Source organism: Arthrobacter caoxuetaonis (assembly GCF_023921125.1).
Taxonomy (GTDB): Bacteria; Actinomycetota; Actinomycetes; order Actinomycetales; family Micrococcaceae; genus Arthrobacter_B; species Arthrobacter_B caoxuetaonis.
In genome coordinates, this window is record NZ_CP099467.1 from 345,090 (window position 1) to 362,806 (window position 17,717).

A 17,717-nucleotide genomic window follows, 5' to 3' on the forward strand; every position below is an offset into this window, starting at 1 on the left:
CCTTTGTCGCCGAAACGGGTCCGGACAGGACTATTAGCCCTCTTCGGTACCGAGTCAGGTTATTTGTTCCGGCTGCGTTCCAGGGCCTCGTCGAAGGCCTTCTCGAAGTCGATGCGCTCACGGACGGTCCTGGGCCTGACATCGGGGTGCATGAGGCAGGCGATGGTCTTGTCCCGGAGCATGGCCCCGCACAGGCAATTCCTGTCGGCTGACTCGAAGGCTTCGAGGTGGGCGATCAATGCCAGGACCGCCGCCGGGTCTGCTGCAGCAATGAATGCGGCAACGTTCCGGCCGTAGTCATCGAAGCGGGTGCTGACCTTGCAGATGTCGGCGAACTGGCCGCGGCCGCCGGCTTCCACTACGATCGGGTCGCCGTGGACGTTGGGCCACACTTCCCAGTTCCGGGCCGGCACAGCCTCTGCAGCGGTCTTCAGCTGCTGCAGGTCCGGTCCGGCCGGTTCGGCGCCCATCAGTTCTGCCCCTCTGCAAGGGGGAGTTCCGCCGCTGCCTGGACCATGCGGAAGCTGGCGTCCCCGGCCTGGACCAGCTTCACCTCGATGACGCCGGAGGCACCCTCAACGACGAAGGTTTCGCTTGCACTGCTGGACGCATTCCGGATGGCTCGGGCCATGGCATCGGCTTCGTCGTCACTGACGGTGACCCCGTATGTGTTTTCTGCCCAATCCTGGACGATGCCACTATGCCCTGCGTCCGGTTCCGGATTCTCCTGCCATTCCTGAAGGAAGGAGATTCCCCCGGCGATGAACGCCCCGGCCAGTCCCAGGCACCCGATGCTGACCAGCAGCCGCTTGGATTTGTACCAGCCCTTCTCACCGAAGGGGAAGACGGCCACGGCGGCAATCACCGGAAGGAGGGCCACGGCAAATGCCAACAAGGCAATGAACAATCCATCCCTTGCGGACAAGTCGATGACGAGAAGGTCTGGGGTCATGACGTCTCCTTCGTGGCGGCAGGCACCCACACGACGGTCAGGTCTCCGTAGTAGAGGGCTGCGGCACCGGTGGGGATCATGCCAGCCGCGTCCTGGTCGGGGTTCAGGCCTTCGAAGCCGCCGCGGACACGCCTCAGGACGTTCGGCCAGTGCGGGTTCGCCCAGGGGCGCACAGCCCGCACGAGGGTCCCGTACGGGAGGCTGTCGAGGTCGCTGCCGGCCAGTGTGGCCTGCTCCATGGCGTCGAGGCGTCCGCGGTGGTCGGCGCCGCCGTCCCACAGGACCACGACCCGGTGCCCCATGCCGGGAACGGAATCCGAGGGTATGCCTTCAGTCCCGCTCCAGCCGGGCAGCATTTCCGTCCACCCGGTCCCGTAGCGCAGGAGGACATCGGGGCACTCATCGGTGTCCGAGGAGAAGACCGCTACGAGGGACCCGGAAGCAAGTGCCTCGGCGTCAGCTGCCGTGGCCAGCTCACGTACGGCGTCAGCGTCGGTTGCGGCGTTGCAGGTCGCCCGCTCTTTGTGGTTCATAGTCGGCCCTGCGCTAGAAGGTTACAGCCGGGTTGGCGTGGTAGTCGGCCCAGAAGCCGTGGGTGCCGTCGTCCCGCAGGGCAATCATTTCGATGCCCTTGCCCCGGCCCTCGGCCTTAACGAAAATCCGTTCGATGGCTGCGGTTCCCCGCTCAGCTCCGGGGTACCGCTGGCCTGCGTGATAGACGCGCTGGCCGACAGAGAAACCGCCGGCTTCGGTTACTTCGGTATATCCGGAGTCGAGGAGGCTGGCAGCATGCTCATCGGCACGGGACTGTACGGATGCTGCCTCAGCTGCGGCGGTCAGGGAATCTTCAGGGGTCGTCATAGTCCCTATGTGTGCGGACCCGGCCATGGCTCTCACCACCGGCTCCGGAAGGGCGGCGGGGAGACGGCACCCCCTGTCCGCACACATAGGTGCCATGACGACAAACCAGTTCCCCGAGAACCTGCCGGCACCTGACGAATTCACCCGCTTCCTCATGGAGGCACTGGCAGGGCACGGGCTCCCGGCCGATGACCGGATCCGCCTCGCCGTCGGCGAAGCCCGGATGCGCACCCGCGAACAGGAGATTGAACGCTGGATCAAGGCAGCCCATGAGCGGAGCACTGCCGACGGATCAGCCCTCATCGCTGCCCTGGATGAGCGGGAGTGCTCCCCGACCCTGGATGAGTACCGGGCCATGGAGGGGGCCGACTCCAACATCTTCTGGCGCCTTGATACCGGGGACCACCAGAACCTGCTCGATGAAGCTATGGAACAGGTCGACGGCCTGAAGGAAGCGCTGCGCCAGGTCACCGGCCAGGACGGCTCCCGGTGAGCGGAACAGCCCTGTCCGCACACATAGGGAATGCGGCCGACCGGTCCGCGCCAACGCCGAATGAAGGACCACCCATGACAACTGTGACCCGGGAGAATGTCCGCCTCCAGCTGCAGGACGTGTACACGAACAACCCCGAACCGGTCTTCTGCACGTACAGCGGCACCCTGGTGTGGGACACCGCAGCCCGCACCCTGGACCTTGTCGACCCCGGAACCGGCGAACTCATTATCCGGCTCAGTAAAGAACCCGGCGACGTCGGCGGCAGCGGCATCCTCCTCAAGGACGTCCCCTACCCCACCCGCATGCGCGGAGTCATCCCTGAAGCGGCCGGCGCCCTGAACAGCCTCATGGCCATCGGCGCCGTCGAACGCCACCCCCGGATCGTCTTCAACGGACGGCACAGTGTCGTGGAACCGGCAGCTGACCTTGGTGCCGCAGCCCAGGAAGCGCAGACCCGGACGGCCACAGTGACCCTCTTCAAGGACAGCGGAAAGTACTCCGTGCAGGAGGCGTGGAGGCTGCCCGTCAGGGCCGTCACTGCCGCCGACATGATCTTCAGCCCCGACTTCCGCCGCATCGGAAACGGCGGGGTCCTCGTTGACGCCAACGCCGCACCGGAGTGCCCGGAGGCTGAGAACTGGGGCGTCCCGCAGCTGCTCACCTCCATCGAAGGAGCCCGGGCATGAGCGGGTTCATCAAGTTCGGCACGTTCCTCGTCTCGACCCGCGCCGTAACGGCCATCAAAGCTCATCCGGGACAGGGACGCGTCGTTGTGCACTGCTCCATCAACCGGCCCCAGATCTTCGTCCTGGAGTGCGGGCCCGGAGAGGAAGAGTGGACCGCGGACGACATTGCGCGCCGGATCCATCTGGACGCGGCCGTCCTGAACCTCACCTCCATGCTGAATCCCGACTATGAGGAGTGACATCCGGCGCACACCACCGACCACAGACCCGCACCACCCTGAAGGACACCCATGACATTCACCGCCGTCGCGCTCACTGCCGCACTCATCCTTGCCGTCGCTTTCCTCCTGAAGGCGGCCGCTGCCCATGAAGCCTCATGGTTCGCCTCCGTCCTGAACGCCACTGAGGAAGAACTCATCGAAAGGGGCGTTGACCGGCTCAGGACGGACTGCCGCCGCATGCACGACATCCTGGACTCGATCGACAAGCTTGGCGGTGCCAGCCGGTCCCGGGTGACCCGCCCGCTGGCTTCCGAGCAGCTGGACAGGCTCCACCGGGCTATGACTGAAGCTTCGCGTGCCCGTTTCGAGGCCATGCAGCGGGTCAGCCGGAAGACAGGATTCTAGCCGTGTTCGCTTCACGCCGTGTCCGCGCCGAACGCCGGGCAATGAAGGATGAGGCGGCCCGTGCTGCCGCGGCCGCCGAACCAAAATACGAGATCATCAACGTCCACAGCGGCGAGGTGCTCCAGCAGGTGTCAGGCGCCCGGGCCGCGCAGTCCGCCCAGGAAGACTGGTACAGCATCTGGCTCAATGAGATGGGGCCGCGGACAACGATCCGGCCTGTGCCCTCCGGCATTCCGGACAGCTGCGACACCATTGACGCGCTCATCCTGCAGGAGATCCCCGAACGCCAGCAGGATGCGTACGCAAGGGCCCTGCGCCTGATCATCATGCAGCGGACGCCCTTGGAGGAGCTGCTTTGGGTGGCGGAGGGAAGTCCTACCGGGACGGCACACGGCGGGGTGCGGACCGAAGCGTAATCCGGTGTCCCCGGGGGCCGGTACGGTTGGGGTGACCACTACAGCAATCCCTTGGGGGGACCATGAGGAAATTTGCGGCCGTACCGGCCCTTGCCCTGCTTCTTGTCACCGGCTGCTCTGCCTTCGAACAGGCACCGCCGCCGGCGGAAGCTGAACCGGCAACAGCGTCGCCCACCGCGGCTGCCGTGACGATGCTGACGAAGAAGGAGGCCTGCGTTGAGCTCTTCGGCCTGGCACAGGACGGACCCCTCTTCGAGACGATCGAACTGCTCTCCTCCTCCGCCCAGGCGGCCGGTGCAGGGGAACCTGCAGACCCGAACTTCCCCGACGACGCGGTCCGGCTGCACGATGAGCTGGCCGAAATCCAGCGCCAGGCACCGGATGACATTGTGCCGCTGCTGGAGGACTTCCGCGGACCGCTGGATGAAATCACCTCCCTGCTTGACGGCACCCACACAGGTGAGAGCGCCGACATCGACGCGTTCAAGGTTGCCGGAGCGGAACTACTCAACACCTGCGCCGTCTACGACCAGAGCGGTCTGTAACAGGCGGGGAGCGCACCGCACCGCTCCGCACACATAGGAGCATGAGCACGCAGCCTCCAGCTTCCAGTGAACCCCGCGAAGACCCTGGGGCTGGCGATCCCCACGCAGGCCGTGAAGGTGCGCTCCAGGAGATGATCCGCACCGCCCGCCGCGTAACGCTGATGGGCGGCACCACCACCGGGGTCCAGGCGTGAGCGGCCTGAACCCCTTCGGGCAAGCGATCCTCCGCATCGAAGCCGAACGCATGGAGCAGGCCCGCGCTGCAGTCGGCGCCGGCTGGACACCCGAACACCATCCCGGCCTCTGCTGCCCGGGACCCGAAGCATCACAGCCCCGGCGCCCCACCCCGAACCCCGGGTACGCTGCCGTGCGCCGTCGTGCCGCCGAAGCCCGGGTCCTGAGCCTCGCCTCCCGCCTTGCCCGGCTCCCGGAGCCAGGGGAAGGAAGCGGCACGGGCCACGGGGAGATCAACATCCCGTTCAGTCGCCGGGAGAATGCAACTGCGGCCGCCGTCGCGCGAGCCGCTGAGATCACAGACCTGCGGGCCCGGCTCCGCCATGCCAGGGACCGTGCAGCGTACTGGGCTGAGCGGGAGAAATACGCCGCCGGCCTCCTCCGGGAAGAAACACGGGACCGTCCGCACACATAGGAGGCGACGCGGGCACCAGTCCGCGGCGGAACCCGGAGGACCCATGGAACCTGCCCTGCTTGCCCAGCTGAACTCCCTGGCGCAGAACCTGACGGCCGAGAAGGACCGGAAGTACAAGGAGGACTGGGAGCTTGGCTACGACGCCGGTATGGCCGCTGCCGGCCGCCTCCTTGCGGACCTGCTGTCCTCCCCCGTGCTGAACACGACGGAAGGAAAATCCTGATGGCTATCCAGGAAGAGACCGGTCCGGTCCTCGTCACCGTGTACTGCGACTCCTGCGGCAACGAAGAGACCCACGACTATCTGGTCCCTGCCGGAATGGACAGCATCGCCGTCGCGCGCCGCGTCCTCGCAGAAAACCATGGCTGGGTAACCGGTGTCCGGGACTACTGCCCCGACTGTGACACTTACCCGGCCGCAGCCCCTACCGAAAGTGCTTTAAGTGAGCTCTAACCCTGGCCGTCCGGCAGTACGCCGTGCGCGCATCATTTCCATGACAGCCCTTGCCCCGATAGTGCTGGCCGCCTGCTCAGGTCCGGCCGCAGCCCCCGACCGGGAGACCCTCGCCCCGACCGCCCCGTTCTCAAAGAACGTCGGCACCGTGGAGAAGACCTACCCGAAATCGAAGGGCACCGTGGACCAGGCCTACCCGAAGTCCAAGGGCACACTCGAGGACACCGGGGCAAAGAAGCCGGCTCACACCGATCCGACAACCGTCCCGAAGGGCGAAGCGACCGAACCGGCGCCGGCCGTCGCAGAGACCGTCTCCTTCTCCTCCCACCGGGCGGTCCATATCGTCCAGCCCGGTGACACGCTTGAGTCGATCGCACTGGACAACGGCTGGGGCGCCTGGCCCGAGGTCGCCGCCTACAACAACATCAGGGCACCCTATGTCCTCTTCGAAGGCCAGCGCATCTCCCAGCCCGTCGCCGCTGCCGCGTCCATCCTGCCCGCAGGGCTGACCCTGACGCCTGCCGGGGTCGAGGAAGCGGAAGCGGCCCCTGATCCCGCCGAGGCACCGGAGCCGGAACAGCAGGATGAACAGCCCGCCCCGGTTGAGCCTCCCGCCAAGGACAGCCCGGCACAGGTTGAGCCTTCCCCGGCCGCCGGCACTGAGCAGGACCAGGAGCAGTACGCCGCGGAGCCGGAGGTTCCCGCCGTCGTGGAAACACCCGCTGTGGAAACACCTGTCGTGTCGGAGCCTGTCGCTGAAGAGCCTGCCGTCCAGACTCCTGCACCGGAAGAGCCTGCCGTGGAAGTTCCCGCCGTCCAGGGGCCCATCGCCGCACCGCCGGAAGCGCCCGCCGACAAGACACCGGCACCGGGGTCGACCGCCTTCGCGCAGCGTTCCCTGGAACTGATCAACGAGTACCGGGCCGAGAACGGTGTCCACGCCCTCACCTACGATCCGGCACTGGAAGCCCTCGCCGTGACCTGGGCTGCCTCCCAGAAGGAAGCGATCGACGCGTACGGGTGGGAAGGCATCGCCCACAACCCGAACCTCGCCTCCGAACTGCCTGCAGGGTGGTCCAACTATGCGGAGAACATCGCGGTGAACTACACGCCCGAAGCGATGATGCAGTGGTGGAAGAATTCCCCGGCCCACAACGCAGCCATGCTCTCCCCGGCACTGGATTCCTTCGGGTTTGGATCCGCGGAACTGGATCCCGAATCGTGGCTGGCCAACAACCACGTCGGCGTCCAGGTCTTCGCCCGGTACTGATACCGGACATGAAAATGCCCCCGCCCTGAACTGGGCGGGGGCATTGCCGGGTCTAGCCTGCGTTTGCCGCGGCTGCCAGGGCCCTTTCGGCTTCACTGTCGCCGGCTGAACGTCCGGCAGCCAGGAAAGCGTTCACGGCCAGTGCCAGGCCGGAGGCAGAGAACCACACGAGGACGGCGGTGAGGATGGCGGTCATGGGGACCCCTTTCGTTGTCACCACCCCTGTGTGCGGCTTCGGTCCGGAACGCGCCGGACGGCGGGGCACCTTTCACAGGTGGTGAGAGTCCCGGGACCGTCCGCACACATGGGAGAAGCAGGCACCCCTGCACAGTGCTTCACCCCTTCAACACAAAGGAACTACCGAATGCGGACACCGTCCCGTATTACCCTCGGCCTGGCAGCAGCTGCAGTACTCGCAGCAGGCATGGCAGTGCCGGCACAGGCTGCAGACACGACCGCTACCGTGGCCGTGACTCCCGGCACCCTGTCCCTGACCGCGCCCGCTGCGTTCGACCTGGGCGCCATCGTCCCGGGCTCAACCACCAGCGGCGTCCTCTCCGGCATCACTGTCACCGATGAGCGTGCCGGTGAACTCGGCTGGGTGGCATCCGTGTCCGTCAGCGACTTCGCAGGTTCGGCAACGTCCAACACGATCGCCGCTTCCAACGTCGGCTACGCCGCCAATGCGGCCACCGTCGCAGGCACAGCAGTTGTCGCCCCGGCCACCGTTAGCGGTGAAGGCGGCGCAGTCCAGACGGCCACCGGCGTCAAGGGCGTCAACTCGGCCACCTGGGATGCGGATGTTTCCATCACCGTCCCGGCTGACGCCATCGCGGACAACTACACCGCAACGATCGTCCACTCGGTCATCTAGTCCCCTTGCGGGCACTCTCCCGCGGGCGGCAGGACACCCCTTCCGCCCGCGGGATCTTTTTCGCCTGAACCCAGGCAACTCCCCCTCACCTGAACAGGAACCACCATGCGTTACATAGCCGCTCTGCTCGCCGCCGCACTCCTTGCGGGCATCCCCGCCGGAAACGCCCACGCCGCCGAGTCACCCGGAGCAGGGATCGGCATCCGCCTGGCAGATGTTCCCGCCGACGTCGCAAGTGCCCGTGAACGCTCCTACGTCGTGGAGCAGGTCTCTCCCGGTGAAAGCGTTGAACGCACCGTCGAAGTCAGCAACAACTCCCGGGCAACCCGGACCGTGAAGGTCTACCCGGGCGCAGCCGACATCACCGGCGGAGAATTCACTGTCGCAGACGAAGGCAACGATAACGACCTCGCCGGCTGGACCTCCGTCCAGGACACACAGCTCACCCTGGAGCCCGGCGCAAAGAAGCTTGTCCCGGTGAACGTCACGGTTCCCGCCGACGCCACCGAAGGCGAACGCTACGGCGCCGTGTGGGCCCAGGTGCAGGACACGGAATCCAAGTCCGTCCAGGTCAGCCGTGTCGGCGTCCGCCTCTACATTTCCGTTGGCTCCGGCGGCATCCCGGTCCCTGACTTCTCCATCGCGTCCCTCGCCGCTTCGCGCACCGCTGCCGGTCTGCCGGTCGTCACGGCACAGGTCACCAACACCGGTCCCCTCGCCCTGGACATCACCGGCAGCATCAAGCTCGCCGGCGGTCCCGGAGGCGTCAGCGCCGACCCCGTCCCGCTGGCCAAGGCCGTCACAATCGCACCGGGCGATGAAGCCGAAGTGCGCATCGAACTCGTGGAGTCCCTCCCGGTTGGTCCGTGGGATGCGACGCTGAGCCTGCACTCCGGTTCGGCCGCCCACGAGATCTCTTCGACGCTCACGTTCCCCGAGGCGGAGCCGGTACCCGTTGAAGGCGGCAATGCCCTCCTGGCGTTCCTGCCGATCATCATCGTCCTGGTAATCATCGCTGCCGGACTGCTGATCGGAGCGCTCCGCCGGAAGAAGGACAGCCGCCGCTAACCCCAACCTCCCGCATCCCCGGACGGCCGCCGCTGTCCGGGGCTTCTGCATACCGGGGTGGTGAGAGATTCCTGGCCCGCCGCACACATAAGGGGCAGAGGCTGCAGCCATGGATGGAGCATCCCCGACACCGGTTTCGGCCGGCACCCCCAACCCCCAGCTTCAAAGGAACCACATGCTCTCCGTACTTCCCGCGGCCCCGCTTAAGACCCTGGACTCCGGCGCACTTTCGGTGGCCATCCTCGACGCCGCATCACGCATCAGCGACACCTACCCGGCCATCCTCATCGAAGCGATCGGTGCTGCAGCCTACCTGCACCGCGGACAGACCCGCGCCAACCGTGCCGGGATGCCCCGCACCCCGTACAGCGAGCACCCGCTGCGGAACGCACTGCGCGCCCTGCGGATGGGGGTCACCGACCTGGACGTCATTGCGGCCATCATCCTGCACGACACCATCGAGGACTGCTCCTCCGTGATCGCCACTGACTACCTCGGTATGGACGCCTCTTCCATGTCGGCCCGGGAACAGCGCGAATGCGCCCTCGACTGGATGGAAGCCGCCTTCGGCACCGAGATCACCAGCCTGGTCAAGGCCGTCACCAACCCGCTCCCCTCCGGCAAGGCTGTCCCCATCGAGACCCGCCACCAGCGGTACGCAACGTTCGTCCATGACGCCATCCACGGCGACGCTCGGGTCTTCATCGTCAAGTTCGTGGACTTCGCGGACAACGCAGCAGGCCTGCACCACAACGTGGCCGGGATCGGCGCCGGAGTCAACGACAAGATGGCTGCACGCCTGGCCGCCAAGTACCTTCCGCTGATCCACATCTTCGAAGCGGAACTGGCCGCAAGCTACGGCGAAATCATGACCCTCGTCAGCGCCGAAGGGCTGGAGTCCATCATCGAGCACCTGACCTCGGCAAAGACGACCCTGCCGGTGCTGATCGACCTGGCCGCATAACCGAGGCGGGAAGCCCCGCAGCACGGCACCGGCACCTGAACTCACAGACTTACAGACTCACAGACTCACAGACTCACAGACTGCCAGAGTCACAGACTCCCGGGTCGTGCTGCACCCTTCCCGTCTCCAGCCCCTCCCCTGCCGGAGTGTCCAACGACACGCCCGGAAGCCTGCGCTTCAGTACGGACGCCGCACACAGGGTCAGTGCCAGCGCATATGCCTTCGTCGAAAGTGAACCACCATGAAAGTAATCGCCCTTCCCGTCACTGAGGAGCGCAACCACGAAGTCCGCGCCGCCCTCGAAATGACCGGCAACGCAGTGAACGAACTGCTGGCCCTCGCCGTCGTTGAATCCCGCGCAGCCCGCACCCGGCTCCAGGCTTCACCGGCCGGACAGCTCCACGCACGCGCCGCAGCCGCCTACACCAAATCGGTCGCCGTCCTCCTGGACAAGCCCGGCGTTGACGATGAGCTGAACCTCCTCCTGGATGCCGGTGAGTTCGACATCCGCAAGCTCGCCGGCTTCGCACGCAGCTGGACCCCCGAAGACCCCGACGACCTCTGCGCCGCCTGACCATGTGAACCGCTCCCCGGCCCCGGCCGGGGAGCTTTTTCATCCCCCGACCCTCCACGGAAAGCACCCCCGATGCCCTTCGAAACGATGCACACTGCGAACACCATCCTGGGCCGGTCCTTCGCCGGCTGCCTCCCGGTGAACCTCGTCCAGCTCCAGCGCATCCTCTACTTCGCTGCCGCCGAATACGCCAAGCACGGCCGCCGCTTCCTCGCCGAAGAGTTCGAGGCCTGGCCGACAGGTCCCGTCCTGCGCAGCCTCCACGCAAAGTTCCAGTGCCTCTCCGGCCTGCCGATCACCATGCACGCCAAGAACGCCGCCGGCAGCGCCTACGCCATCGACGAAACAGACACCCCCATCCTGGCCGCGGTCCTCGACGCCGTCTGGAAGCATGCCGGACCACTGAGCGCAGAGACCCTCACGGACATCGCCGTCCAGCCCGGATCCGCCTGGTCACGGACAGTGCCCGGCGCCGGCCGCCACATCCCTGCCACCGCCCTGGCCGCCGACACCACGTACGTGCAGGCCTTGAACCTGAAGCCGCTGCAGTGAACCGTTCCGCCGTGCTGACCGCGGCCCGTGAAGCCGGAGCCGGCATCGCCGCCATCCTGGCAGGCCTCTTCATCATCGACGTCGTCAGCGACCCGGTCGCCACCATCATGGCCATCCTCCCGATGAGCCTCGGGACTGCGTCCATCATCGACAGCATCCGCACCCTCCGCCGCGCACCGAAACAGGACGCCGCCGCCCTGCCGGCCGCCGCCGAAACCGAAACAGCTGACCTGTCCCGCGCCGCCTGACCGGCACTCCCGGACGGGAACCGGCCGCGGCCGATAGGCCCCGCACCCGGACCGCCTGGACCACCTGCGTTCCGCGGCGGCCCGAAGGGACGTCGTGGTCTCTGCCGGGGCCGGCGGTAGCCGCGAAACGGGGAGCCGGACGGGTTGGAGGGCCATATAAAGAAGGTCGGGCCTGGCGGCCCTCCCCTTCCGCTGACCTTCACGGCAGGCAGTCAGGTTTCGTTTCGGGTGCGGACGTCATGAATGCCTTTCCGATGATCTCCTTCGCTGACGCTCGGTCGCCCGCGCTGCGCGCGAGCGTGCGGCTTGCCGCGCGTCTCGCAGGCGTCCAGCTGCCCGGTACGGGCGGCTGCGGCGCTGCGCTCTGCAGCCTGCACGTTGCCCGTTACGGGGGACGTCGCGTGCTGCAGGTCGTGGACCTGGCGCGGAGCGCCGGTCCGCGGCTCGTCCGCGACGCCGTCTTGCCCTTCGTCGCTTCGCTCCGGTCGTTCAAGCCTTCGGCCGCTGCGCGGGGCGGTGGGCGTTTTCTCGTCTTGGGCGGGGTGGTTTGGGTGTTGTTCGTGTCGGTAAAGATGGAGGGGCTTCGCCCCGGCGGGTGGGTGGTGCGTGTGCTTGTTGGTGTGCGTTGTGGGGGCCGCTGCGCGGGGCGGTGTGTGGGCGGTCAGGGTGTGCGTGCTGGTTGCGGCGGGTGGGTGGTGTGAGGGGCTTCGCCCCGGTTGGACGGGTTGTGGTGTTCTTTCCGGTGTTCGTCATGCGGGTCGTCCCGGTGGTCGTTTCGGGTGGGGGCCTTATTGTTGGGCGGTCTGGTTGGCGGATTGTTTTTCGTCATGTTTGCGTGAACATGATGCTTCCCGTCCTGTGGGCGGCACGCTGAAACGTTCAGGGTTCCGGAACCCGCCAAGATGAACAGTCCGTGCAACGCCACGGGAAACATTCAGACCCCCTGGAGCCAACCAGGGAGAGAGCAGGAACGCTCACGGCCCCATGGCCACCAAACCCGTTGCCCCTTCACCGGCCGAAGGCCTTCCACCCGGCCACACCCTGAAGGCCACCAACCCTAACAACCCTCCCCGCACATACCGGGGCGCAGCCCCTACCCCCACCCTCACAACAGCAACCAACCATCACGACCCAGGTGGCACCCAACCGCCGGCCGCAGGCCTCATCGCCAAAGAACCTCCACGGGTCGTGACAGGTCAGCGTCCGCAGGTAATGGCACGCCGTGGCAGGAACTAAGAGCACAGGCCTGAAGGACGTTGACGGCCCGCCGCAGGCGTTCGATGAGGTGGGGTGGAGCCCGTCCGGGGGATTGAGGAGCAGGATTTTCATCGGGATTGGGGAGGCAGGAGCTCACATGGAGCCGCACACAAGCCAGATGGAAGTCATGTCCGTCCCGGGCGGAGAATCTTGAGGGTTGTGGGCCTGTCGGGAGACGCACACAAACCGAAAGTTCTGCTCTATCCAACCGAGAGAGAAGCGCCGGCCCGGTTCGGATAGCGAACATCGGGGATTTCCGCCCGGCACGACGTTTCTTGCCGGTGTGGCCGGCCGCAAATCCCGGAAGAATGAACGAAATCCCGCTGTGGGGCAAAACTACGCATGTCCCAGGGCATGGAACAGAGAATCTTCAAGCTGGCGCGAGCCGGCGGCATCGACACGAACCCCAGTACCTTCTCGCAGCGGGCAGGAACTTTCGCGTCGGCAGCAACGAACGCCGGGACCGCCACCCTGCTCACCCGCCGTGAGAGGACGGGGCTTCACGGCTACCTGATCCTGCCCGCGAAAGCTGTCGGTTCCAACGCGGCCCTTCACCTGGCGCAGACGGTCGGGGCGCGCGCCGAAGAGGCGGAACTTCCGCACGATCTGGCCGACACTCCCGTTATTGGCGAGCTCGTCTACCATCAGTCCCCGGCACTGCGCGAGACCCAGAACGGCATTGACCCGACCGAGCTGCCGCGCCTGCTTGCCACCGCCATGCCCGAGGGCACCTGGATCGCCGTCACGATGCGCAAGCCGTCGAACAAAGAGCGCCGCCGCCACTCGATCTGGCTCGCACACCGGATGGGTACGGCCGTGCCGACCCACCACTCGCTGACACCGAACGCCGTCATCGTCACGATCACCGCCGGGGCAGAATCCAAGGAGGCTGTCAGCTCGCTGCTCTCCCAGGTGACCGCCGGACTTCCTGGCTTCGATCTCGACACTGTGGTGCGCCCGCCGCGCCGGTTCCACACCGCGGCGTTCGGCCTTCCCGCCGGTGCTGCCGTGGCTGGAGGTGCTGCAGTGGGCGGCCCCATGCTGCCCGAAAGCCTTGCCGCTGTGGCCGATGCGTCACTGCCCGGGATGCTGGTGACCGGCGGGATCCTCGCTGCCACGGGTGTTGCCGCGCTGGCCGGTGCCATCAAGTCTCCGGAGCGCCGGCTGCGTGAATCGCTGGCTGCTTCACTCTTCCCTGCACCGCCCGTGCTGCACAGCCGGCCGAAGCCGCCGCGCAAGGAGCAGACCGTCAAGGGCCACACGAAGGTCGCCGGCGAGAAGGTCCCGTTCGAGAAGCACATCTCCGCCTCCGACGGTGACTATCCGCTGGCCCCGCGCACCTTCATGGTCGGACCCAACGTGGTCGTCGGCATGGTCTCCCCGCACGCCGGTGCGATCTCCGGTGCAGCTGCCACGAAGGCACGCCCCACTCCCCCTGCCATGCTCGCCAACATCGGCCCCATGCTCGGAACCAACGACGACGGCGCAGCGCACCTGTCCGCAGCCGCGATGCTCTTCGGTGTCGCCATTGTCGGCAAACCCGGCTCCGGCAAGTCCCTTTCGGTGCGCGCACTCTTCGGCTGGCACTGCTTGGAGAGGGTCCGCCCGTCCGGCCGCCCCGGCTACCCGGGCCGGAACAACACGCTCATCGCGTTCGAGTCCAAGGGCGACGGTGTGGCCAAGTACGTCCAGTGGGCGCACGCCATGGGTGACAAGACCCTTGTCATTGATGCCGCGGACCCGGCGACCCCGGCGATCGACATCTTCTCCGTGCCCGGGGACATCACCTCCAAGGCGCACTTCTTCACGAACGCGATGCGCTACGCGTTCGGGGACCAGTCCATTGGTGAACGATCCTACGAGACTCTGGTGTCCGTCCTGACCGGCGGCATGGCCGTCACCGAAGAGGTCCTGGAATTCATGGAGGGCCGCGACGAACGGCTTATCCCGGCCGGCCAGTCGCCCATCTTCTACGCGCACCTTCTGCTCGGCGGCATCTCCGACACGGTCGCCACGGAGCTGTGGAACGGCATCAACGGTCTGGCCAAGCGGCTGCGTGAACGCGGCACCCCGAACACCGACCTGGACCTTGCGGTGGCGGAGCTGGCGAAACTCTACGACGGCAGAACGGAGTCGGCCCGCCGGTCCTTCCTGGAGGCGCCGCGGAACAAGATCAGCCAGCTGCTGGCACTGGAGTCGTGGTGGTCACCGAACCGCCGGAAGGTCACATGGGAGCAGATCCTGGAAGGCCACCGCTCCGTCGTCATCAACACCGGCTCCTCCACGACGGGCATCCTGCTGGAGGATTCCCAGACGCAGCAGCTGTCCTCGATGCTGATGTTCTCGCTTCAGAACGCGCTCAAGCGACACTGCTCCGGTTGGCTGGAACAGGGCCGCTCCGTGTCCATCTTCGCGGACGAGCTTTCCCTCCTGGCCGGCACGAGCCCGGAGATCATCGGGTGGATCCGTGACCAGGGCCGTTCCTACGGCATCCGCGCCATCCTGGCGACGCAGCGCCCCGAGCAGCTCGGCGCCGCCCTGCGCAACAACTTCCTCACCTACTCAACGCTCATCTCCTTCGCCCAGACGGACGTCACGACCGCGACCGAGGTGGCAGCGAACGTCGGCAGCCACGGCGAATGGTCCACCGAAGACATCCAGCACCTGGAGCCGTACCACGTCGTTGTCCGCTCCGAAGTCGACCAGCGCCGGCAGTCCGCGTTCATCGTGAAGCTGCCCAACTTCGAAGCCGACATGGCCGCCTACCCGGCAGTCCAGGGTTACGGCCAGCCGAACGGAGCTGACCTTTGGTAGCGGCACTGCAGGCCGAGACAACCGGCTTCGCACCCGAATCCTGGCTCATCCCCTCCGCCCGGACGGACGAGGACGACGAGCTCTCGATGTTCAACCGGACCGACCCGTACTGGGACCGTCTCTGGGCACCGGGCTCCCAGGCCGTGTGGACTTCCCGCCACACCGGACCGAACGATGAGCCGGTCGTTTCCTTCGGCGCCCGGGAGAACAAACGCCTGCTCATGAGCCGGGACGAAGCGATGGACATCCTCACCTCCAACCGCGGCCGTGCCGAGCGCCTCGCCGCGTGGGGCGTCCTTGATTCGTGGCGGACCGTCTCGTCCGAACAGCTGGCGGTGCTCACCGGTTCCACGTTCTTCCTGGATCCGAACTACTCGCAGATCACCGCTTCCTTCGCCGCCGAGGTCCTGGACATCGGCTCCTTCGCGCTGCGCAACGGCACCCTTCCCGGCCGCGGCCAGACCGCCCTGTACCGGCCCCGCGTCGGTGACGCGTTCGAGAAGGAACTGAAGAAGACGCTCACCTGGCCCGAATGGGTTTCCGTGACCGGCGGTTACGAATGGTCCTCCGGCGGGCAGTTCGACCGGCACAACCTGCTGGCTACCGAGCTGGCGATCCGTGCCGCCGAATACCTGCCGGGCATCGGCACCGTCATGGGCGAAAAGTTCTCCTCCATCGGCCTGCTCGCCGGCCTCAGCGCAGACGAGAAGGAGAACATGAAGGCGCGGCTGGAACGTGCCAGGAAGCGCGGGCCTGAAGCCCTGGCCGCCGAGATGGAAGCCCAGCGTCCCAGCCGGGTCGACAACCGCCGCGGCGACGGGACGATCGTGCGCGGGGACGGGCTGCGCATCGTGTACGAGCTGACAGCCACATCGTCGGTCTCCTTCGAGTCCAAGGTCCGGCGCTGGGCTGAAACGATCGCCGAGCGGCCGCTGGAAACCTCCGGCATGACGGTCGTCTTCATCGCCGCCCCGCACCCTGACCGTGACCGGCACACGAGCGCGGACCCGATCCACAAGATCTACAAGACGATCGCCAAGGTGCTCAGGGAATTCCCCGGCACCGGTACCGACTCCCCCGCCGCGCGGATCGGTGTCGCCCACTGGCAGGAATGGTTCCCGGCCCGCGGGCAGATCAGTGACGCGTTCCTGGACCTGCAGGCCGACTTCGCACTCGGGACCGGCGCCGACCGCTGGGTTCCCCGCCGCCTGATGAGCACCGCCGAGTACCGGTTCACCCCGTTCCTGGAACGCCTGGACCCGATGGCGCTCATCGAGAACTCGCGCCTGCTCACCGCCACCCCGCACTGGTTGAGGACCGGCGACCATACGCACCTGGTTGGCACGCCGCTGGATCGTTCAAAGAAGCAGCCGGCAGACATTCCGCACCCGTACCCGGCGCGCCCGAACCGGACCTCCGGACGCATGCTCGGTGAAAGTGTCGGTGCCGTCACGCACCCGACGAGGCTCCCGGAACGCCTGCGCATCGAAGGCCGGGACATCGCCGCACAGAAGGCGTACCAGGAGCGGAAGAAAGCGCGCGCTGCTGCACGCCGGAACGCAGCCGCCAGGCCCGCCTGGGAGTAGGGCCGCGGCAGCCCGGAGACGAATGTCTACGCATGTCCCCGGACATGAGCGAACGAAACATCAAAGACCGGGTCAAGAGCGAACGCGACAAGGAAAAGCAGGAGATCGAGGACTGGCTGGCAGGATCCGGCAGCAAGGTTCTCGGTGCCGGCCTGCTCCTGCTCGGCGTCTGGTTCGTCATCAACCTCTTCTGGTAACCGCCGTGAACGGAATCTACGGCCGCGCCGCCACCGGGCTCGCCGACACCAGCTGGGCGGTGAACGAAGCCGTCGCCAGGGTCGGCGCCAAAGGCGAACAGCTATCCGAGACCATCCTGAACGGTTTCGGTCAGCAGGCGGCCGTCATGCATGACCTGCGCGTGCCGATCCCCGGGTTCAAAGCCAACATGGACCACATCATTGTCTCGGGCAAACGCGTCATGATCCTGGACTCGAAGATGTGGAAGCCGGGCTTCTACTGGTCGCTGGGCGGAGTGAACCGCCGCGGTTTCGAGAAGGTTCCGCACACGGCCAAGGACCAGACCTGGGTGAGCGAAGCCGTCTCCCGCCACCTGAAGGGAACCGGCGCGAGTGTCCTGGCAACCCGCCTGGTCATCTGGCCCTCCCGGCCGAACGAACCGCTCCGGACCGCGTTCCTGCGCGTACCCGGTGCCGTCATCATTCCCGGCCGCTCACTGGAGGCTGCAGCACGCACCTTCATTGGACGGACCCCAGCCGATGACCGGATCGTTTCCCGCCTCGCGGAACTGATCGTCAAACCATCCAGGTCCGCCGCCGGCTACCGCTGAACCAGCCGGACCACCAGGCCGCCGGGGCTGCTCCTCAGG

26 protein-coding genes are annotated in these 17,717 nt (G+C 66.7%); 21 read left to right on the forward strand and 5 right to left on the reverse strand.

The window, feature by feature from the left end; translation table 11 throughout:
- Window positions 1-59: 59 nt before the first annotated feature.
- From NF551_RS18765 to NF551_RS18780, 4 genes are read right to left on the reverse strand one after another with little or no spacing between them, the layout of a single operon-like run.
- Window positions 60-470 carry a hypothetical protein gene (locus NF551_RS18765; protein ID WP_227897344.1) on the reverse strand — a complete coding sequence of 137 codons (411 nt, stop codon included), beginning with the start codon at window positions 468-470 and terminating at the stop codon, window positions 60-62.
- On the reverse strand, window positions 470-952 hold the full coding sequence (locus tag NF551_RS18770) for a hypothetical protein (protein ID WP_227897343.1): 483 nt from the start codon (window positions 950-952) through the stop codon (window positions 470-472). The genes NF551_RS18765 and NF551_RS18770 overlap by 1 nt, the downstream gene beginning before the upstream one ends.
- Window positions 949-1,485, reverse strand: a complete 537-nt coding sequence (locus NF551_RS18775) for a hypothetical protein (protein ID WP_227897342.1) — start codon at window positions 1,483-1,485, stop codon at window positions 949-951. Before NF551_RS18775 ends, NF551_RS18770 begins: the two co-directional genes overlap by 4 nt.
- A gap of 13 nt (window positions 1,486-1,498) precedes the next feature.
- Window positions 1,499-1,813, reverse strand: a complete 315-nt coding sequence (locus NF551_RS18780) for a hypothetical protein (protein WP_227897341.1) — start codon at window positions 1,811-1,813, stop codon at window positions 1,499-1,501.
- A 94-nt stretch (window positions 1,814-1,907) separates the two neighbouring features.
- On the opposite strand from NF551_RS18780, the gene NF551_RS18785 reads away from it, so the two are divergent.
- The 11 genes from NF551_RS18785 (at window position 1,908) to NF551_RS18835 (ending at window position 6,954) form a co-directional block, all read left to right on the forward strand.
- Window positions 1,908-2,306, forward strand: coding sequence for a hypothetical protein (locus NF551_RS18785; protein WP_227897340.1), 399 nt, complete (start codon window positions 1,908-1,910; stop codon window positions 2,304-2,306).
- A gap of 74 nt (window positions 2,307-2,380) precedes the next feature.
- A complete protein-coding gene (locus NF551_RS18790) occupies window positions 2,381-2,995 on the forward strand; it encodes a hypothetical protein (RefSeq protein ID WP_227897339.1) in 615 nt (204 codons plus the stop codon).
- A complete protein-coding gene (locus NF551_RS18795; RefSeq protein WP_227897338.1) occupies window positions 2,992-3,234 on the forward strand; it encodes a hypothetical protein in 243 nt (80 codons plus the stop codon). The genes NF551_RS18790 and NF551_RS18795 overlap by 4 nt, the downstream gene beginning before the upstream one ends.
- Before the next feature lie 51 nt (window positions 3,235-3,285).
- Window positions 3,286-3,621, forward strand: coding sequence for a hypothetical protein (locus tag NF551_RS18800; RefSeq protein WP_227897337.1), 336 nt, complete (start codon window positions 3,286-3,288; stop codon window positions 3,619-3,621).
- A 2-nt stretch (window positions 3,622-3,623) separates the two neighbouring features.
- Entirely contained in the window at window positions 3,624-4,037 is a 414-nt protein-coding gene (locus NF551_RS18805; protein ID WP_227897336.1) for a hypothetical protein, read from the forward strand.
- A gap of 62 nt (window positions 4,038-4,099) precedes the next feature.
- The gene (locus NF551_RS18810) at window positions 4,100-4,582 is read left to right on the forward strand and encodes a hypothetical protein (RefSeq protein WP_227897335.1); all 483 of its coding nucleotides are present in this window, start codon (window positions 4,100-4,102) and stop codon (window positions 4,580-4,582) included.
- A 41-nt stretch (window positions 4,583-4,623) separates the two neighbouring features.
- Window positions 4,624-4,776 (forward strand): hypothetical protein, encoded by a 153-nt coding sequence (locus NF551_RS18815; RefSeq protein WP_227897334.1) that lies wholly within the window; start codon window positions 4,624-4,626, stop codon window positions 4,774-4,776.
- Window positions 4,773-5,231, forward strand: a complete 459-nt coding sequence (locus tag NF551_RS18820) for a hypothetical protein (protein WP_227897333.1) — start codon at window positions 4,773-4,775, stop codon at window positions 5,229-5,231. The genes NF551_RS18815 and NF551_RS18820 overlap by 4 nt, the downstream gene beginning before the upstream one ends.
- 43 nt (window positions 5,232-5,274) lie before the next feature.
- Window positions 5,275-5,454, forward strand: coding sequence for a hypothetical protein (locus NF551_RS18825; RefSeq protein ID WP_227897332.1), 180 nt, complete (start codon window positions 5,275-5,277; stop codon window positions 5,452-5,454).
- A complete protein-coding gene (locus NF551_RS18830; RefSeq protein WP_227897331.1) occupies window positions 5,454-5,684 on the forward strand; it encodes a hypothetical protein in 231 nt (76 codons plus the stop codon). Before NF551_RS18825 ends, NF551_RS18830 begins: the two co-directional genes overlap by 1 nt.
- Window positions 5,674-6,954 carry a CAP domain-containing protein gene (locus NF551_RS18835; protein ID WP_227897330.1) on the forward strand — a complete coding sequence of 427 codons (1,281 nt, stop codon included), beginning with the start codon at window positions 5,674-5,676 and terminating at the stop codon, window positions 6,952-6,954. Before NF551_RS18830 ends, NF551_RS18835 begins: the two co-directional genes overlap by 11 nt.
- A 52-nt stretch (window positions 6,955-7,006) precedes the next feature.
- Here the strand turns inward: NF551_RS18835 and NF551_RS18840 are convergent, their stop codons facing one another.
- On the reverse strand, window positions 7,007-7,150 hold the full coding sequence (locus NF551_RS18840) for a hypothetical protein (RefSeq protein ID WP_227897329.1): 144 nt from the start codon (window positions 7,148-7,150) through the stop codon (window positions 7,007-7,009).
- Between the two features lie 168 nt (window positions 7,151-7,318).
- Between NF551_RS18840 and NF551_RS18845 the strand changes: the two genes are divergently transcribed.
- The 10 genes from NF551_RS18845 (at window position 7,319) to NF551_RS18890 (ending at window position 17,678) form a co-directional block, all read left to right on the forward strand.
- Window positions 7,319-7,828, forward strand: coding sequence for a hypothetical protein (locus NF551_RS18845; RefSeq protein ID WP_227897328.1), 510 nt, complete (start codon window positions 7,319-7,321; stop codon window positions 7,826-7,828).
- A gap of 105 nt (window positions 7,829-7,933) precedes the next feature.
- Window positions 7,934-8,896, forward strand: a complete 963-nt coding sequence (locus tag NF551_RS18850) for a DUF916 domain-containing protein (protein WP_227897327.1) — start codon at window positions 7,934-7,936, stop codon at window positions 8,894-8,896.
- A 175-nt stretch (window positions 8,897-9,071) separates the two neighbouring features.
- On the forward strand, window positions 9,072-9,860 hold the full coding sequence (locus NF551_RS18855; RefSeq protein ID WP_227897326.1) for a hypothetical protein: 789 nt from the start codon (window positions 9,072-9,074) through the stop codon (window positions 9,858-9,860).
- A 241-nt stretch (window positions 9,861-10,101) separates the two neighbouring features.
- Complete coding sequence (locus tag NF551_RS18860; protein ID WP_227897325.1) at window positions 10,102-10,434, forward strand: hypothetical protein; 333 nt, start codon at window positions 10,102-10,104, stop codon at window positions 10,432-10,434.
- A gap of 72 nt (window positions 10,435-10,506) precedes the next feature.
- Entirely contained in the window at window positions 10,507-10,986 is a 480-nt protein-coding gene (locus tag NF551_RS18865; RefSeq protein WP_227897324.1) for a Panacea domain-containing protein, read from the forward strand.
- Window positions 10,983-11,234: a hypothetical protein gene (locus tag NF551_RS18870; protein WP_227897323.1), complete on the forward strand. Its 252-nt coding sequence runs from the start codon at window positions 10,983-10,985 to the stop codon at window positions 11,232-11,234. Before NF551_RS18865 ends, NF551_RS18870 begins: the two co-directional genes overlap by 4 nt.
- A 1,611-nt stretch (window positions 11,235-12,845) precedes the next feature.
- On the forward strand, window positions 12,846-15,305 hold the full coding sequence (locus NF551_RS18875; RefSeq protein ID WP_227897322.1) for a type IV secretory system conjugative DNA transfer family protein: 2,460 nt from the start codon (window positions 12,846-12,848) through the stop codon (window positions 15,303-15,305).
- On the forward strand, window positions 15,299-16,891 hold the full coding sequence (locus tag NF551_RS18880) for a hypothetical protein (RefSeq protein ID WP_227897321.1): 1,593 nt from the start codon (window positions 15,299-15,301) through the stop codon (window positions 16,889-16,891). Before NF551_RS18875 ends, NF551_RS18880 begins: the two co-directional genes overlap by 7 nt.
- 44 nt (window positions 16,892-16,935) lie before the next feature.
- The gene (locus NF551_RS18885) at window positions 16,936-17,088 is read left to right on the forward strand and encodes a hypothetical protein (protein WP_227897320.1); all 153 of its coding nucleotides are present in this window, start codon (window positions 16,936-16,938) and stop codon (window positions 17,086-17,088) included.
- A 5-nt stretch (window positions 17,089-17,093) separates the two neighbouring features.
- The gene (locus NF551_RS18890; protein WP_227897319.1) at window positions 17,094-17,678 is read left to right on the forward strand and encodes a nuclease-related domain-containing protein; all 585 of its coding nucleotides are present in this window, start codon (window positions 17,094-17,096) and stop codon (window positions 17,676-17,678) included.
- Window positions 17,679-17,717: the final 39 nt, after the last annotated feature.